The sequence below is a fragment of the Streptococcus sp. 27098_8_76 genome, assembly GCF_041432315.1.
Lineage (GTDB): Bacteria > Bacillota > Bacilli > Lactobacillales > Streptococcaceae > Streptococcus.
This window is the reverse complement of sequence record NZ_JAPVZI010000010.1, coordinates 45,625-62,031: the sequence shown is the minus strand read 5'-3', so window position 1 is coordinate 62,031 and position 16,407 is coordinate 45,625. Positions and strand designations below refer to the sequence as shown.

Annotated in this window: 14 protein-coding genes and 1 pseudogene; 10 read left to right on the top strand and 5 right to left on the bottom strand. The window is 38.1% G+C overall.

Annotated elements, in window-relative coordinates:
- The first annotated feature begins 16 nt into the window (after positions 1-16).
- Positions 17-2,683, top strand: coding sequence for an SEC10/PgrA surface exclusion domain-containing protein (locus O3636_RS08055; RefSeq protein WP_371642556.1), 2,667 nt, complete (start codon positions 17-19; stop codon positions 2,681-2,683).
- A gap of 313 nt (positions 2,684-2,996) precedes the next feature.
- On the opposite strand, the gene rpmG is transcribed toward O3636_RS08055, so the two are convergent.
- The 4 genes and pseudogenes from rpmG to O3636_RS08035 form a co-directional block, all read right to left on the bottom strand.
- Complete coding sequence (rpmG, locus tag O3636_RS08050; RefSeq protein WP_001265622.1) at positions 2,997-3,146, bottom strand: 50S ribosomal protein L33; 150 nt, start codon at positions 3,144-3,146, stop codon at positions 2,997-2,999.
- Positions 3,147-3,161: 15 nt separating this feature from the next.
- On the bottom strand, positions 3,162-3,344 hold the full coding sequence (gene rpmF, locus O3636_RS08045) for a 50S ribosomal protein L32 (RefSeq protein WP_000290417.1): 183 nt from the start codon (positions 3,342-3,344) through the stop codon (positions 3,162-3,164).
- A gap of 151 nt (positions 3,345-3,495) precedes the next feature.
- Entirely contained in the window at positions 3,496-3,696 is a 201-nt protein-coding gene (locus O3636_RS08040; protein WP_000796544.1) for a PTS ascorbate transporter subunit IIC, read from the bottom strand.
- A 2-nt stretch (positions 3,697-3,698) separates the two neighbouring features.
- Positions 3,699-4,356, bottom strand: a pseudogene (locus O3636_RS08035) (hypothetical protein).
- A 190-nt stretch (positions 4,357-4,546) separates the two neighbouring features.
- On the opposite strand from O3636_RS08035, the gene O3636_RS08030 reads away from it, so the two are divergent.
- The 6 genes from O3636_RS08030 (at position 4,547) to ilvD (ending at position 11,948) form a co-directional block, all read left to right on the top strand.
- Positions 4,547-6,577, top strand: coding sequence for a transcription antiterminator (locus O3636_RS08030; RefSeq protein ID WP_371642554.1), 2,031 nt, complete (start codon positions 4,547-4,549; stop codon positions 6,575-6,577).
- Positions 6,578-6,580: 3 nt separating this feature from the next.
- Complete coding sequence (locus tag O3636_RS08025; RefSeq protein ID WP_000912476.1) at positions 6,581-6,865, top strand: PTS sugar transporter subunit IIB; 285 nt, start codon at positions 6,581-6,583, stop codon at positions 6,863-6,865.
- A 12-nt stretch (positions 6,866-6,877) separates the two neighbouring features.
- Positions 6,878-8,224, top strand: a complete 1,347-nt coding sequence (locus O3636_RS08020; protein ID WP_024056492.1) for a PTS ascorbate transporter subunit IIC — start codon at positions 6,878-6,880, stop codon at positions 8,222-8,224.
- A gap of 3 nt (positions 8,225-8,227) precedes the next feature.
- Entirely contained in the window at positions 8,228-9,085 is an 858-nt protein-coding gene (locus O3636_RS08015) for a transketolase (protein WP_371642544.1), read from the top strand.
- Positions 9,082-10,014, top strand: a complete 933-nt coding sequence (locus O3636_RS08010) for a transketolase family protein (protein WP_371642542.1) — start codon at positions 9,082-9,084, stop codon at positions 10,012-10,014. Before O3636_RS08015 ends, O3636_RS08010 begins: the two co-directional genes overlap by 4 nt.
- Positions 10,015-10,244: 230 nt before the next feature.
- Positions 10,245-11,948 carry a dihydroxy-acid dehydratase gene (gene ilvD / locus O3636_RS08005; protein WP_371472066.1) on the top strand — a complete coding sequence of 568 codons (1,704 nt, stop codon included), beginning with the start codon at positions 10,245-10,247 and terminating at the stop codon, positions 11,946-11,948.
- A 212-nt stretch (positions 11,949-12,160) separates the two neighbouring features.
- On the opposite strand, the gene O3636_RS08000 is transcribed toward ilvD, so the two are convergent.
- On the bottom strand, positions 12,161-12,502 hold the full coding sequence (locus O3636_RS08000; protein ID WP_001206380.1) for a metal-sulfur cluster assembly factor: 342 nt from the start codon (positions 12,500-12,502) through the stop codon (positions 12,161-12,163).
- Positions 12,503-12,625: 123 nt separating this feature from the next.
- Between O3636_RS08000 and rgg the strand changes: the two genes are divergently transcribed.
- The 3 genes from rgg (at position 12,626) to hisS (ending at position 16,283) form a co-directional block, all read left to right on the top strand.
- On the top strand, positions 12,626-13,477 hold the full coding sequence (gene rgg / locus O3636_RS07995; protein ID WP_316126995.1) for a quorum-sensing system transcriptional regulator Rgg: 852 nt from the start codon (positions 12,626-12,628) through the stop codon (positions 13,475-13,477).
- 200 nt (positions 13,478-13,677) lie between these two features.
- Positions 13,678-14,925 carry a transporter gene (locus tag O3636_RS07990; RefSeq protein ID WP_371642539.1) on the top strand — a complete coding sequence of 416 codons (1,248 nt, stop codon included), beginning with the start codon at positions 13,678-13,680 and terminating at the stop codon, positions 14,923-14,925.
- A gap of 77 nt (positions 14,926-15,002) precedes the next feature.
- The gene (gene hisS, locus O3636_RS07985; protein WP_000775866.1) at positions 15,003-16,283 is read left to right on the top strand and encodes a histidine--tRNA ligase; all 1,281 of its coding nucleotides are present in this window, start codon (positions 15,003-15,005) and stop codon (positions 16,281-16,283) included.
- Positions 16,284-16,407: the final 124 nt, after the last annotated feature.

Below are 16,407 nucleotides of genomic sequence, written 5' to 3'. Positions count from 1 at the left end.
AATTTTTGGAGATATTATGTCAAAAAATACTATTAAAACCCTAACAACCTCAACAGCTATTGCGCTTGCGTCTGTTGGTGTACCTGCATTTGCTCAAGAAGCAACTACTACAACAGCAGTTGATGCAACTACTGTAACTGCTGTCAATGAACCAGCTCTTGTTTCTAAACCTGTAGCCGATACAAAACCAGAAGTGAAGAAATCTTCTGATGTCAAGCCTGCTCTTGATGCTCAAGCGTCTACTGTTAAGCAAGTTGAAGCTGAAAGCCAAACAGCAAAAGCTGAAGCTACTTCTGCTAACAAAGCTGTTACAACTACTGAAACTGCTTTGACAAGCGCTAAAGAGGACTTGAAGTCTGCGGAAGCTGTTAAAGCAAATGCTACAGAAGAAAATATCACAGCTACAAAAGCTAAACAAGACGCCAATGTAAAAGCTCAAGAAGCCAATCAAAAAGCAACTGAAGCGTCTACTGAAGCCATTAAAGCTCAAACTGAAACTGTAGCAACTGAAACAGCTAACGTTGCAAGCGCAACAAGTAAGAAAGCTGAAGCGGATAAAACAGTAACCGCTAAAGAAGCTAATGTAAAATCAGCTGAAGACGCGCTAAATGGTTCAGGACTTAGCGAAGCAAAAGCTTCACTTGCCCAAGCTGAAAAAGATATTGAACAAGCCAATGCGAATATCTCAAGCGCAACAACAGCTGTCGAAACTGCTAAGAAAGCAGATAGCAACCGCGCAGAAGCCATCAAACAAGCTACAAACAATGTGAATGTCAAAAATGATGCCTTGAAATTAGCTAAAGAAATGATGGACGCCGACCAAAACAAAGTGGATTCTATCCAAGAAAAAGCGGATGCTACAGCATCTAAAGAAAAAGAAGCTCAAACTGCGTTGGATGCAGAAAAAGCTCTCTCTGGTGAAACTATCATTCATATGGGAAATCCAGTTCATCATTTGACAGATGAAGAAAAAGCTTATTATGGTCTTGATAAGAACGATATCACATTCTCAGATGCTAAAAGCTATTATGTACGTAATCGTTATAAGAGAGATGGTAAAGCAGACGAACTTATGTTGACAATGGGAGCAAAAATGCATAAAGCTCTAACAGTTGACTTCAATAAGAATGATGATAAACGCAGCATCAATATTGACAATTTAACCGATAAAGAAATTGCTGAAATTAGTGATTTTTATGCTAAATTGGTAAATGCTTTACAAGAAAAAATGGGATATTCAGAAAAATACCGAGCTTATGCTGCACAAGATACTCTTGAACACAGTAAACAAAAAGCTAAAGCTTATGAAGCTCGTGGAACTGACCCTGTTGTAGCTGGTCACATCAATAGAAACACTGATCCTGAAAACATGGCATTCATCTATAAAAGTGATCAAATTTCAACAATGCTTGATTTGAAATATGCTGTGTTAGATGCTTTTAAAGAATATTCATTCTTAGATGATGAATCAAATTGGGGACACGCTGCTAACAACCTAAACGGTGGTGGTGTTGCAATGACTGTCGCTAATATCAATGGTAAACGTTGGTTTGTCAACTCATTTGGTAGCGATGGTAAACATAAAATCAACCTCAACCAAGACCTTGCCCAACTTGAAGCAAAACTAGCTGAAGCACAAAAACAAAACAGCCAAGCTCAAACTGCTCTTACAAATGCTAAAGCAGAATTGGCAGAAGCTTCACGCAAATATGCTTCTGCACTTGACGCGAAAACAGATGCTGAAAAAGAATTGGCAAACAAATCAGCTAGTCCACTTCAAACAGAAGTTGCTGAAAAGAACTTGCAATTAGCAAACCTTGCTTTGAAAAATGCACAAGAACGTAAAGCAACTGCTGAAGAAGCTGTTAAAAACTTCTCAAGAAGCCAAGCAGAAAAAGAAACTGCTCTTGAAACAGCTAAAGCTGAACTAGCTACAACCAAAACTGCTCAAAAAGATGCTGAAACTGCACTTACAACTGCGCAAGCAAAATTACAAGCAGAAGAAAACAAGTTGAAAGCTCTTCAAGCTGAACAAGCGAAACTCCATGAAGAAAAAGACAAATTGGTGTCAGATGCGAAAACAATTGCAACTGAATTGAGTGCTTATCTAAACGCAGATAAGAATCTTGCAGATGCGCAAGCAAAAGTAGCTGATTTAGAAGCAAAATTGACTCAAGCAAAATCTACTGCAAAATTGGCACAAGACAAATTGGATACAGTTACAGATAAATTGCAAGCTGAACAAGCTAAATTAGCTGAAATCCAAGAAGAGTTTGATAAGTTGGTAGACTTAGAAAACAAAGCTAAAGATAATGTAGTTGCAACTCTACCAGATGGAACTATTGTTGCTGTACCTCGAGTAGATTCAGATTCTAATACTTTACCTAAAGAAAATACTGAAGAAACTGTTGATAAATCGAAGACAGCTTCACAATCAGGCAAAGATGTTGCTTTGGATGAGAAAGAAGAAGTTGTTGCGAAAGATAAAGAACAAACAAAAGATAAACAACAAACATATTCAGCTCCAGCCGTTAAAGCAGGTGCAGATGAAAAAGTGACATACTCACGAGTAGAACGTGCAAAATCATTGCCAGATACAGGCGAGTCATCGAGTGTTGCAATGTTGGTACTCGGTGCAATTCTTGGAGCATTTGGACTTGTAACAGTACGTAGAAAGAATTAGAATAATAAAAAAATCTTCTTATTATAAATAGGAAGATTTTTTGGATTCACAAAACTAGTTTAAAAGACTACGCTATTTAAACAAATTTTGAGAATGAATAGAGGCGTTATTTGAAATATATACAGAAAAGGAACCCCAACTTGCATTGGAGTTCCCCTTGTTTTTAATTGTCCGAATCAATATTCTTATTTCAAAAAAAGGTAGTGAAAAAGGTAGTGATTCGGTTGATTTTTATTGCAATGTAGTGAAATTTGAAATTTCAAAAATCGCTTAAAATCAAGGTTCCTCACGTCTATTGACGTGTAGTGAATCCCTATTTCACTTCTGTAAACACAACGTGTTTGCGAAGTTTTGGTGAGTATTTCTTCAATTGAAGACGGTCTGGAGTGTTACGTTTGTTTTTAGAAGTAAGGTACAAGCGTTCACCAGATTCTTTGTGTTCAAGTGTAATATTTACGCGCATGGTATCTCCCTTCTATTATTCAGCTGATGCAGCTTTAGCGATTTTACGTCCTTTGTAGTATCCTTTAAGTGATACACGGTGAGAACGTGAGTAATCTCCAGTAGTTTCGTCAAAGTTTACAGATGGAGCTGTTACTTTGTAGTGTGTACGACGTTTGTTTTTCTTCGCTTTTGAAGTGCGACGTGCAGGTACTGCCATTTTGATTTCTCCTTTAGGTATTTATATTCGATTCAATCTACTGATTTTCATCAACCATACTAGGATAACACATTTTTTTTGTAAAGTAAAGTTACTTGACAAAAAAAGATAAAAAAATTCTCCTGTCCGACACAGCAAACAGGAGAAGGTCTTAAATATCAATCTCAAATGGTTCGTCAATGGTTTCTGATACGTATTTTCCGTCTTTTTTCCGTTGCTTGACACATTCTGTGAGGAGATATTCTATTTGTCCATTGACTGAACGAAAGTCGTCTTCTGCCCATGATGCGAGTGCAGCGTATAACTTTGTTGAGAGTCGAAGGGGGATCTGCTTTTTTTTAGCTTCAGCCATCTTTAGTAAAGACTTCCTGTGTTGACAATTGGTTGTGCATCATGATTGCCACAGAGAACGACTAGGAGATTTGAAACCATGGCAGCTTTTCGTTCTTCGTCAAGCTCGACCAATTCCCCTTCATTGAGACGTTCCAGGGCCATTTCAACCATACCCACAGCGCCGTCTACAATCATCTTACGGGCATCAATAATGGCAGATGCTTGTTGACGTTGAAGCATGACGGCGGCAATTTCTGGTGCATAAGCTAGGTAAGTGATACGTGCTTCAAGGATTTCCTAAGCAGTCATTGTCATTTGATGATTTAGCTCCTAAAAAAGGAGATTTCGTGCTAACGTCACCACTTTATCCAAGTCGAGTGTAGTTTGCAGGGTTAACTGCTACGCTGAAGGGATTGACAAAGTAAAAGCCAGGTTCTTTGATGGTAGCTGTATAGTTACCAAAGAGTGTCAGAACCATAGCCTCCTGAGGTTTGACAACTTTTAAACCAGCATGAGTTAGCGCTGCAATTACGATTAGTAAAGGTCCGATAATAATTCCAAAAATGTTTTCCGAACCAACACCCATTATAAATATAAAGATACCAAGTACGATTGTCAACTCAATGAGAATCAATGCTAATACACCATTTGGTTTTGAATTGATTAGTTTTTCAGTCATAAGAATGACCTCTGTTATTTGATATCTAAATGATATCATTTTGTTTTTAAAAATTAATAGAAAGTTGACAAATAATCACTAAAAAGTTTCAGCCCAATAATTACTTATAGGAAGTGAGATTATATTGTGCTGAAATACTCTTTTATTCTTATAACTTTTACACTATAATTGTAGTTAGAAAGGAAGAGAAATGTTTGATTATAGAGCACTAGTTATTTTGATGACTTTGATGGATCATTGTGAGCTATCATTATATGAATTATCTGTTAAGGTGAGCTTACCTATAAAGGAAGTCAAAGAAGGAATAGATTATTTAGTGCCTTATCTAGCTAATAAAGGGATAATGCTGGATAAAAAACAAGGTCGCTATAGTTTATCAAATCGTACGAAGCAGTCTTTGACAGATATTATTAAGTCGGATGAATTGGTTTTACCAAAGTCGACTCGCTTAGCATTAATCTATCTTTACACTTTTTGCCGATTAGATTTTATATCGAATAATCATTACCAAGACTTTTTGAAAGTAAGTAAGAATACAACCTTATCTGATATTCAATCATTAAGAAAGATTATGTTAGATAATGATTTGGAGCTAGGGTACAGTAGAGCAAAAGGTTATACTTTACACGGTTCAGAGTGGAATAAGCACCGTTTAGCTTTTCAAATGGTTAGTGAGTTGCTGGAATCCTCCATAGGGATTTGGGGGTTGGATTATGTTTTATCCAGTTGGGGGTATTCATTAACTTATGATTTGATTGATCAGGTAGTTAAAGATTATTATGAAAAGCTACAGATAGTACCTATTGTTAATCAATTAAAAGTTTGCCTTTTTGGTTTAGTATTCATTATATGTAGATATCAAAGGGATGTTGAAAGAGTATGTCTTTCAGAGACATTAGTATCTCCTATTATTCAAGATATAACCAATATTTTATTGGATACAGTGGTTGATTTGGGAATTATAGATACGGTGTTTTCTGAGGATGATTATCGCTATATCACAGTTTTATTATTAAGTTGTTTTGAAGGTGAAGTAGATGTTGCTCCGGTTTACTTTAATCAATTAACAGAGGCCATTATAAGTAGAATGGAAGATATTTCTTTGTTGCATTTTAAACAAAGGGAAGCATTGAGAGAAAATCTTCGCCGCCACCTTATACCGGCTTACTATAGATTAAAGTTCGGTTTACCTAGTTCAAATGAATATGTGTTGCATGTCAAAGAACATTATCCTGATTTATTTGAACTAGTAAAAGACTCTTTGACTCCCTTGATGGACGCTATTGACAAACCTATACCTGATAGTGAAACAGCATATTTTGTTATCCATTTTGGAGGTTATTTAAAGAATGCAGATACTTTGCCTCAAAAATGTTATAAAGCAGCAATTATTTGTCCTAATGGAATTAGTTCTTCATTGATGATAAAAGAGAATCTATTAGCATTATTCCCTCAGATTGAGTTTATAGGAACCTCAAAGATTGATGATTTATATGCGAAAACTAGTAGTGACTATGATATGGTTTTTTCTACTATAAAGGTGGATACAGAGAAGCCAAATTATCTAGTTTCTGTTATGATGACGGAAGAACAAACAACACAGTTAGTTGAATTGGTATCAAAAGATTTCCCAGATACAGGTTATCGAGATATTGAGCTTAATCAGATAATTAGTATAGTAAGACGATATAGTATAATCACACAAGAATTAGAGTTAAAATTAGCATTAAAGAGGTATCTCTATCAAGAAATGAACAGAAAGGAAGTGTTACCATTGTTAGAAGAATTAATTACAAAAGAAACTTATCAGGTTAGTTCGGAAAAATTAGGATGGAAGGAGGCAATTCGTTTAGCAGCTAAACCGCTTTTGGATCAACATAAGATAACTGAGAACTACCCTGAGGCAATGATTCAAAAAGTAGAAGAGTTTGGGCCTTTTATTAATTTAGGGAAGGGAGTAGCAATTCCTCACGCTCGGCCAGATGAAGGTGTGAATGAAATAGGAATGTCAATGTTAGTTTTGGAAGAACCGATTTATTTATTGGATAATCCAGAACAAGAGGTAAGATTGTTGATTTGTATTGCAGCCATTGATAATGAGAGTCATTTAAAGGCTTTGTCACATTTAACAACAATTTTAAGAGATAAAAATCATGTTCAAACTTTAATATCATCAAAAAACTATGATGACATTGAAATGATAATTAAACAGGAGGATTAGATAATGTTAAAAATTGGTACAGCTTGTGGTTCAGGATTAGGTTCAAGTTTTATGGTACAGATGAATATTGAATCTGTATTGAGTGATTTGAATGTTTCAGATGTAGAAGTTGAACACTATGATTTAGGTGGAGCAGATCCAAATGCAGCTGATATTTGGATTGTTGGTCGTGATCTAGCTGATTCAGCTAGTCATCTTGGAGATGTTCGTATCTTAAATAGTATTATTGATATGGATGAACTACGAGAATTAATTACTAAACTTTGTGAAGAAAAAGGACTTATTTAGGAGGCTAGCGTCATGATGAAGTTCATATTGGATATTGTTAGTACACCAGCTATTTTAGTAGCTTTAATTGCAATCTTAGGATTAGTTCTTCAGAAGAAGAAATTACCTGATATTATTAAAGGTGGAATTAAGACCTTTGTTGGTTTCTTAGTTGTATCTGGTGGTGCAGGAATTGTACAAAATTCTTTGAATCCATTTGGTACCATGTTTGAACATGCTTTTCATTTATCTGGAGTTGTACCAAATAATGAAGCAATTGTAGCTGTAGCTTTAACCACATATGGCTCAGCTACTGCAATGATTATGTTTGCAGGTATGGTATTCAATATCTTAATTGCTCGTTTTACTCGATTCAAATATATCTTTTTAACAGGGCACCACACTCTATATATGGCGTGTATGATTGCGGTCATTTTATCAGTTGCTGGCTTTACAAGTTTGCCTCTTATCTTACTAGGAGGATTAGCACTCGGTATTATTATGAGTGTTTCCCCAGCATTTGTGCAAAAATATATGGTTCAATTAACTGGAAATGACAAGGTGGCTTTGGGTCATTTCAGTTCTTTGGGATATTGGTTGAGTGGTTTTACTGGTAGCCTTATCGGTGATAAATCAAAATCAACAGAGGACATTAAATTTCCAAAGAGTTTAGCTTTTTTACGTGATAGTACTGTTAGTATTACTTTATCCATGGCAGTTATTTACATTATTGTAGCTATCTTTGCAGGGTCAGAATATATAGAAAAAGAAATCAGTAATGGTACAAGTGGTCTAGTTTATGCTTTACAATTAGCAGGTCAATTTGCAGCAGGTGTATTTGTTATTTTAGCAGGTGTTCGCCTTATTTTGGGTGAAATTGTTCCAGCCTTTAAAGGTATTTCAGAGCGTCTTGTACCTAATTCAAAACCTGCTTTGGATTGTCCGATTGTTTATACTTATGCACCTAATGCAGTTCTAATTGGATTTATCTCTAGTTTCGTTGGTGGTTTAGTAAGTATGGCAATTATGATTGCTTCAGGAACGGTTGTTATCTTACCAGGTGTTGTACCTCATTTCTTCTGTGGAGCGACTGCAGGTGTCATCGGTAATGCATCTGGTGGTGTTCGTGGAGCCACTATTGGAGCATTTTTACAAGGTATTTTAATCAGTTTTCTTCCAGTCTTTTTAATGCCAGTTTTGGGAGGACTTGGTTTCCAAGGTTCAACTTTCTCAGATGCAGATTTTGGTCTATCAGGAATTATTTTAGGAATGTTGAATCAATTTGGCTCACAAGCAGGCATTGTTATTGGTCTTGTTCTTATTCTAGCAGTTATGTTTGGAGTATCCTTTATTAAAAAGCCATCTGCAAAGGAGGAATAAGGGATGATTTTAAGTGAAAATAGAGAAGATGAGTTAAGAAAATTTGCAACAAAAATCCGATTAAATACTCTTAGAACATTGAATCATCTTGGATTAGGCCATTATGGAGGGAGTCTGTCTATAGTAGAAGTTTTAGCAGTGCTTTATGGTGAAATAATGCCGATGACTCCAGAAATATTTGCGTCACGAGATAGAGATTATTTTGTTTTATCCAAGGGACATGCTGGACCAGCTTTGTACAGCACACTCTATTTGAATGGTTTCTTTGACAAAGAATTCTTATATTCTTTGAATACAAATGGAACTAAATTACCGTCTCATCCTGATAGAAATCTAACACCAGGCATAGATATGACAACTGGCTCTTTAGGACAAGGAATTAGTGTTGCAACTGGACTTGCATATGGTCAGAGAATAAGAAAGAGTCCCTTTTATACTTATGCTATTGTTGGAGATGGTGAGTTAAATGAGGGACAATGTTGGGAAGCTATACAGTTTGCTTCTCATCAACAGTTATCCAATTTAATTGTATTTGTTGACGATAACAAAAAACAATTAGATGGTTTTACAAAGGATATTTGTAATCCAGGTGATTTTGTGGAAAAATTCTCAGCATTTGGATTTGAATCCATTAGGGTCAATGGTTCAGATATTAGAGAAATTTATGAAGGGATTATCCAATTAAAACAGTCAAATAATTCATCCCCTAAGTGTATTGTATTAGACACTATAAAAGGTCAAGGAGTTCGAGAGCTGGAAGAAATGAAATCCAATCATCATCTTCGCCCTACTGTAGAGGAGAGACAAATGTTAACTTCAGTTGTAGAAAGATTAAGTCAGGAATTGGAGGAAACAGAATGATGAGAAGTACGAAAGAATTACGACATGTGTATAGAGATTTCCTTCTAGAGGCTAACCAAAGTTATTCTGATATAGTAGTTTTAGAAGCAGACTTGTCAAGTTCGATGGCTACTAATAATCTTGAAAAGGACTTTGGAGACCGTTATGTGAATGTTGGGATCATGGAAGCAGAAATGGTCGGACTTGCAGCAGGGTTGTCTATTCAGGGGTTTAGACCTTATCTTCATACATTTGGCCCTTTTGCCTCACGAAGAGTATTTGATCAATTATTTATTTCTCTTGGGTACGCACAATTGGATGCCACTGTGATTGGTTCAGATGCAGGAGTAACGGCAGAGATGAATGGTGGAACACATATGCCATTTGAAGAAATTGGATTGTTACGTTTAATTCCTAAATCAATCATTTTCGAAGCAACTGATGATATCCAATTTCGTGAAATCTTGAACCAGACATTATACTTAAAAGGACTAAAATATATTCGAACAATTAGAAAAGCTCCAGAGTCTGTATATCAAGGTGGAGAAGATTTTTCTAAAGGCTACATTGAGTTAAGACACGGTGAAGATGTTGTAATAGTTGCTTCTGGCATAATGGTTGCTCCAAGCATTCGAGTTGCGGATGAACTGTCTAAATTAGGTTATTCAGTAGGTGTGATAGATTTATTTAGAATCAAACCGATACCAGAACAGATAAAAACAATGTTAAGTGGAAAAACTATATTTACTGTAGAAAACCACAATCAGATAGGTGGAATTGGCAGTGCTTTATGTGAATTATTCTCTGATGATGGAATAACAAAAATTCATCGGATGGGTGTTCAAGAAAGATTCGGTCAAGTTGGGAAAATGGATTATCTTCTTAATGAGTATGGTTTGAGTGAATCGAATATAAAAGAGAAAGTTTTAGCGTTTTATAATGCAAGATAGATGTTAAATACACTTATCTGAAAGAACTTCTGTAAAAATTACATTACGTTATTTAAAGCGAGCGGATTAAAAGCATATTCTGGTAATCAGAAAGTGCCCTGATCCGCTTTGTTGTTTTTAATTTAAAATGTTTATATGTATATAGAATTTTCTGAAAATTCAAGAATTTTCTTCTGTTCATTGCCTTTAAAATGTGCTATAATAGTAAAAACTGAAATGGGAGGGAACAAATGACTGAATTAGATAGACGTCACCGCAGTAGCATTTATGATAGTATGGTAAAATCACCAAACCGTGCTATGCTTCGTGCGACTGGTATGACAGATAAGGACTTTGAAACACCGATTGTGGGAGTGATTTCGACTTGGGCGGAAAATACACCATGTAACATTCACTTGCATGATTTTGGGAAATTAGCCAAAGAAGGTGTCAAATCGGCAGGTGCTTGGCCTGTGCAGTTTGGGACAATTACCGTAGCGGACGGGATTGCCATGGGAACGCCTGGTATGCGTTTTTCCCTAACATCTCGTGATATCATTGCGGACTCTATCGAGGCGGCTATGGGTGGTCACAATGTGGATGCCTTCGTCGCTATCGGTGGCTGTGACAAGAACATGCCTGGTTCTATGATTGCCATTGCTAATATGGATATTCCAGCTATTTTCGCCTATGGTGGAACCATTGCACCGGGAAATCTTGATGGCAAAGACATTGACTTGGTTTCTGTTTTTGAGGGTATCGGAAAATGGAACCACGGTGATATGACAGCTGAGGATGTGAAACGTCTTGAATGTAATGCCTGCCCTGGCCCTGGTGGTTGTGGTGGTATGTACACAGCTAATACCATGGCGACTGCTATAGAAGTTCTCGGTATGAGTTTGCCAGGTTCATCCTCTCACCCAGCTGAATCAGCTGATAAGAAAGAAGATATCGAAGCAGCAGGACGTGCTGTTGTTAAGATGTTGGAGCTCGGTCTCAAACCGTCAGATATCTTGACTCGTGAAGCCTTTGAAGATGCTATCACTGTAACTATGGCTCTCGGTGGTTCTACAAACGCCACTCTTCACTTGCTTGCCATTGCCCATGCTGCCAATGTTGACTTGTCGCTTGAGGACTTCAATACGATCCAAGAGCGTGTGCCTCACTTGGCCGACTTGAAACCATCTGGTCAGTATGTCTTCCAAGACCTTTACGAAGTCGGTGGTGTGCCTGCGGTTATGAGATACCTCTTGGCAAATGGTTTCCTTCACGGAGATCGCATCACATGTACTGGTAAGACTGTTGCTGAAAACTTAGCTGACTTTGCAGACCTCACACCAGGTCAAAAAGTTATCATGCCACTTGAAAATCCAAAACGTGCAGACGGTCCGCTTATCATCTTGAACGGGAACCTTGCACCAGACGGTGCGGTTGCCAAGGTATCAGGTGTGAAAGTGCGTCGTCACGTTGGTCCAGCTAAGGTCTTTGACTCAGAAGAAGATGCGATTCAGGCTGTTCTGACAGATGAAATCGTTGATGGCGATGTTGTCGTTGTTCGTTTCGTGGGACCTAAGGGTGGTCCTGGTATGCCTGAGATGCTCTCACTTTCATCAATGATTGTTGGTAAAGGTCAAGGAGACAAGGTTGCCCTCTTGACGGATGGCCGTTTCTCTGGTGGTACTTATGGTCTGGTTGTTGGACATATCGCTCCTGAAGCTCAGGATGGTGGACCAATTGCCTACCTTCGTACAGGCGATATCGTTACGGTTGACCAAGATACCAAAGAAATTTCCATGGCCGTATCGGAAGAAGAACTTGAAAAACGTAAGGCAGAAACAACCTTGCCACCGCTTTACAGTCGTGGTGTCCTCGGTAAATATGCCCATATCGTATCATCTGCTTCACGTGGAGCCGTGACAGACTTCTGGAATATGGACAAGTCAGGTAAAAAATAAACTCATACTCTTCGAAAATCTCTTCAAACCACGTCAACGTCGCCTTGCCGTAGGTATGGTTACTGACTTCGTCAGTTCTATCTACAACCTCAAAACATTGTTTTGAGCAACCTGCGGCTAGTTTCCTAGTTTGCTCTTTGATTTTTATTGAATATCAAAAAGCAAGCCAACTTTGGCTTGCTTTTTTTCATCTTTAAAAGTTATTGACCTGCTTAACGAGGTGGTAGTCCAAGGGCAATACGGCCGTAGCGACTGATTCGTGTGATTTTCCAAGCAGGCGACCAGGTAACTTCAACCTTGACATCTTCGATACCCTCGATTTGTTTCAGACCTGCCACGATTTCGATAGGCAGGCTTTCGGCGCAATCGCAGGCAGTATCGGTGAAGGTCATGACAATCTTGCAGAGACCTGTTTCATCCAGATTGATTTCATAAATCAACCCTAGATTGTAAACATCCAATTCCACATCTGTATCAAAAACCTTCTCTAGTTTTTCGATAATTTGGTCTTGCAAGGCCAAAGCACGGTCATTGATTTTGATATCCTCTCTCATTACAGTCCCTCCACGTGATAAATATCCTCTATTTTCTCATAATTCTGACAATTTGGCAAGTTTTTGATGAATTTTCTGAAAAATATGATAAAATGAAGAAAATACTGAATCAAGGGGAAGCCTATGGAGCAGATTGGAAAAGTCTTTAGACAATTACGAGAATCAAGAAATATCTCGCTGAGACAAGCAACTGGGGGACAATTTTCGCCGTCTATGTTATCTCGCTTTGAAACAGGTCAGAGTGAGCTTTCGGTGGAAAAGTTTCTATTTGCCCTAGAAAATATATCTGCCAGTGTAGAGGAAATCCTCTTTCTAGCGAGAGGTTTTCAGTATGATACAGATTCTGAGTTGAGAAAAGAAATCATAGATGTCTTGGATCCAAAGAATATAGCTCCTCTTGAAGACTTGTATCGCAGGGAGTATCAAAAGCATGCCCATTCTCAAAACAAACAGAAACATATTCTAAATGCCATTATTATCAAGTCTTATATGAAGAGCATGGATGAAAGGGTAGAGTTAACAGCAGAGGAAGGGAAAGTCCTTCATGATTATTTGTTTTCTACCGAGATTTGGGGAATCTATGAACTCAATTTATTTTCAGTCAGTTCACCATTTCTATCTGTTTCTCTTTTCACTAGGTATGTACGAGAAATGGTACGAAAATCTGATTTTCTAATGGAAGTGTCTGGCAATCGAAACCTGTTTCACACTATACTATTGAATGGTTTTTTAGCTAGCATTGAGTGTGAAGAATTTACCAATGCCTCTTATTTTAAACGTGTTATCGAAGAGCATTTCTACAATGAAAATGAGACCTATTTCCGAATTGTCTATTTGTGGGCGGAAGGTCTCCTTGATAGCAAGCAAGGCAGAGTCAAGGAAGGGCGAAAAAAGATGGAAGATGCTGTCCGTATTTTTGAGATGCTTGGCTGTAATAAATCTGCCGAATACTATAGAAAAACGACCGATTGTTGAATATCTGCAAACTAAGAAAATAAGTTAAAATTTGAAGCGATATAACTATTGACCTCTCTCGTGTCACTGGAGAACTTCTATCGTTTCTTTTTGCTCATTTTATTTGTTGCATATATTCAAAAGTTTTTCCTCTATAATTTCTAAGTGCTATACTATAGTCATACTTCACATAAAACTTCTAACAAGAAGGGAGATTATCTATGAAACTATTGTTTAGAAATCAAGCTTATCGACTCTTGACTTTGTCACGCTTCTTCAATGCTTTTGGTGCTTCAATTTTCAATCTGGTCTTTATCGTCTATGCATCGACCTTGCAACAAGCCTCTTTTGCTGTTGCTATGGCGAATATTGTCATGATCATTCCGACTCTCTTTACAGTTTTTGTAGGGATTCGGGCAGATTACACGAGAGACAAGGTCAAATGGATGGTCTATAGCGGTTTGTTTCAGGCGGTTTTATTTTTTCTGGCAGCCCTAGTTGTTCAGCAAGCTAGTCTATTTGCCTTTTCTAGCCTGTGTTTGATCAATGTCATTAGTGATGTCATCAGTGATTTTGCTGGTGGTTTGCGCATGCCTCTCATTAAGGAAAAAGTAGCTGAAGAGGATTTGATGGAGGCTTATTCTTTTTCCCAATTCATCACCTATATTTCAGCTATTGGGGGTCAAGCTTTTGGAGTCTGGCTCTTAGGTCTATCGGTCAACAATTTTTCCCTTGTTGCGGGAATCAATGCCTGCTTTTTCCTAGTATCAGCCTCTATTCTCTTTTTAGGAAAAAGCAAATTGAGCCTGTCAATGTCATCTGCTGATCGTGAAAACCTAAAAAATGAGAAGATTTCTATCAAAGACCAGTTCCTAACAATTTACCGAAATTTACGTCTCGTTTTTCTTAAAAGTGGACAGAAAAACTTTGGTTTTATGCTCTTTGCTGTCTTGCTTATCAATGCCTTGGGTGGCGCTTTGGGTGGAATTTACAATATCTTCTTTTTGAGCCATTCTCTTTTAGACTTTTCTTACACAGAGGCATTATTTATCAGTCAATTCTGTGCTTTGTTAGCAATCATCATTAGTAGCCTTACGGGCAATGATTATTTTGGGAAGCAGTCCTTGCCTAGATTGATGATGTGGGCTACCGTAGGGCTCACTCTAATTGGTTTGGCTAACGTATTCAATCAAGTCGTGCTTGGTTTGCTATTTCTATTTTTAACTCTGTATGTGTCTGGTAAAGTTGCTCCAAAGATTAATGCCATGCTCATGAAAAATCTAGCTCCAGAGGTTTTAGCTCGTACCAGTAATTTTTTAGGTTTATTATTTACCTTATCCATACCTGTGGGAACAGCTTGTTTTTCACTTGTTGCCGTATGGAATATACAGTTGACTTGGATGCTATTTGTTGGTCTTTCCTTGCTGGCTATTCTTATGACAATCCTTAATCTTAAAAATGATATTTAAATCCTAATTTTTTTCTCACTGTTTTAATCCCTCTATTTATGGTAAAATAAGACTATTAAGTTTAAAGAGGATTCCCTATGAAATTACAAAAACCAAAAGGAACGCAGGATATTTTACCTGCTGAGTCTGCCAAGTGGCAGTACGTTGAGGGCTTTGCCCGTGAGATTTTCAAGCGCTACAACTATGCAGAAGTGCGCACGCCTATTTTTGAGCATTATGAGGTTATCAGTCGCTCTGTCGGAGATACAACGGATATCGTAACCAAGGAAATGTATGACTTCTATGACAAGGGTGACCGTCATATTACCCTCCGTCCAGAAGGAACTGCACCCGTTGTCCGTTCCTATGTGGAAAATAAACTCTTCGCCCCAGAAGTGCAAAAGCCAAGCAAGTTCTACTATATGGGACCTATGTTCCGTTATGAGCGTCCACAGGCAGGGCGTTTGCGCCAGTTCCACCAGATTGGTGTTGAGTGTTTTGGCTCTAGCAATCCAGCTACCGATGTGGAAACCATCGCGATGGCAGCCCATTTCTTGAAAGAAATTGGCATCCAAGGTGTCAAACTACACCTCAATACGCTTGGAAATCCTGAGAGCCGTGCGGCTTATCGTCAAGCCTTGATTGACTATTTGACACCGCTCAAGGAGACCTTGTCTAAGGATAGCCAGCGTCGCTTGGAGGAAAACCCTCTCCGTGTCTTGGACTCTAAGGAAAAAGAAGACAAGGTGGCAGTGGAGAATGCACCATCTATCTTGGATTTCCTTGATGAAGAAAGCCAAGCTCATTTTGATGCGGTGCGTCAGATGTTGGAAAATCTTGGGGTAGACTATATCATTGATACCAATATGGTGCGTGGTCTGGACTACTACAACCACACCATTTTCGAGTTTATCACTGAGATTGAGGGCAATGACTTGACAGTCTGTGCGGGTGGTCGCTACGATGGTTTGGTTTCTTATTTTGGTGGTCCTGAAACTGCTGGATTTGGTTTTGGACTTGGTGTAGAGCGCCTGCTTCTCATTCTTGAAAAGCAAGGTGTGGCTCTTCCTATCGAAAACGCCCTAGATGTTTATATCGCAGTCTTGGGTGATGGAGCAAATGTCAAAGCCCTAGAACTAGTCCAAGCTCTTCGCCAACAAGGTTTCAAAGCAGAGCGTGATTACCTCAACCGTAAACTCAAAGCCCAGTTCAAGTCAGCTGATGTCTTTGCGGCTAAGACCCTCATCACCCTAGGAGAAAGCGAAGTCGAAAGCGGACAAGTGACGGTCAAGAACAACCAAACCCGAGAAGAAGTGCAAGTGTCACTTGAGACAATTAGCCAAAACTTCTCAGAAATCTTTGAAAAACTAGGCTTTTAATAGCAGATAAACTGGTCAGGAACCTATTCCTGACCTTTTTCTTTTGCAAAATGACAAAAATCATAAACTTTTTGACAAATATGCTTGTCAAAAAGAAAAAGATGTGTTACAATATAAGCAAGTT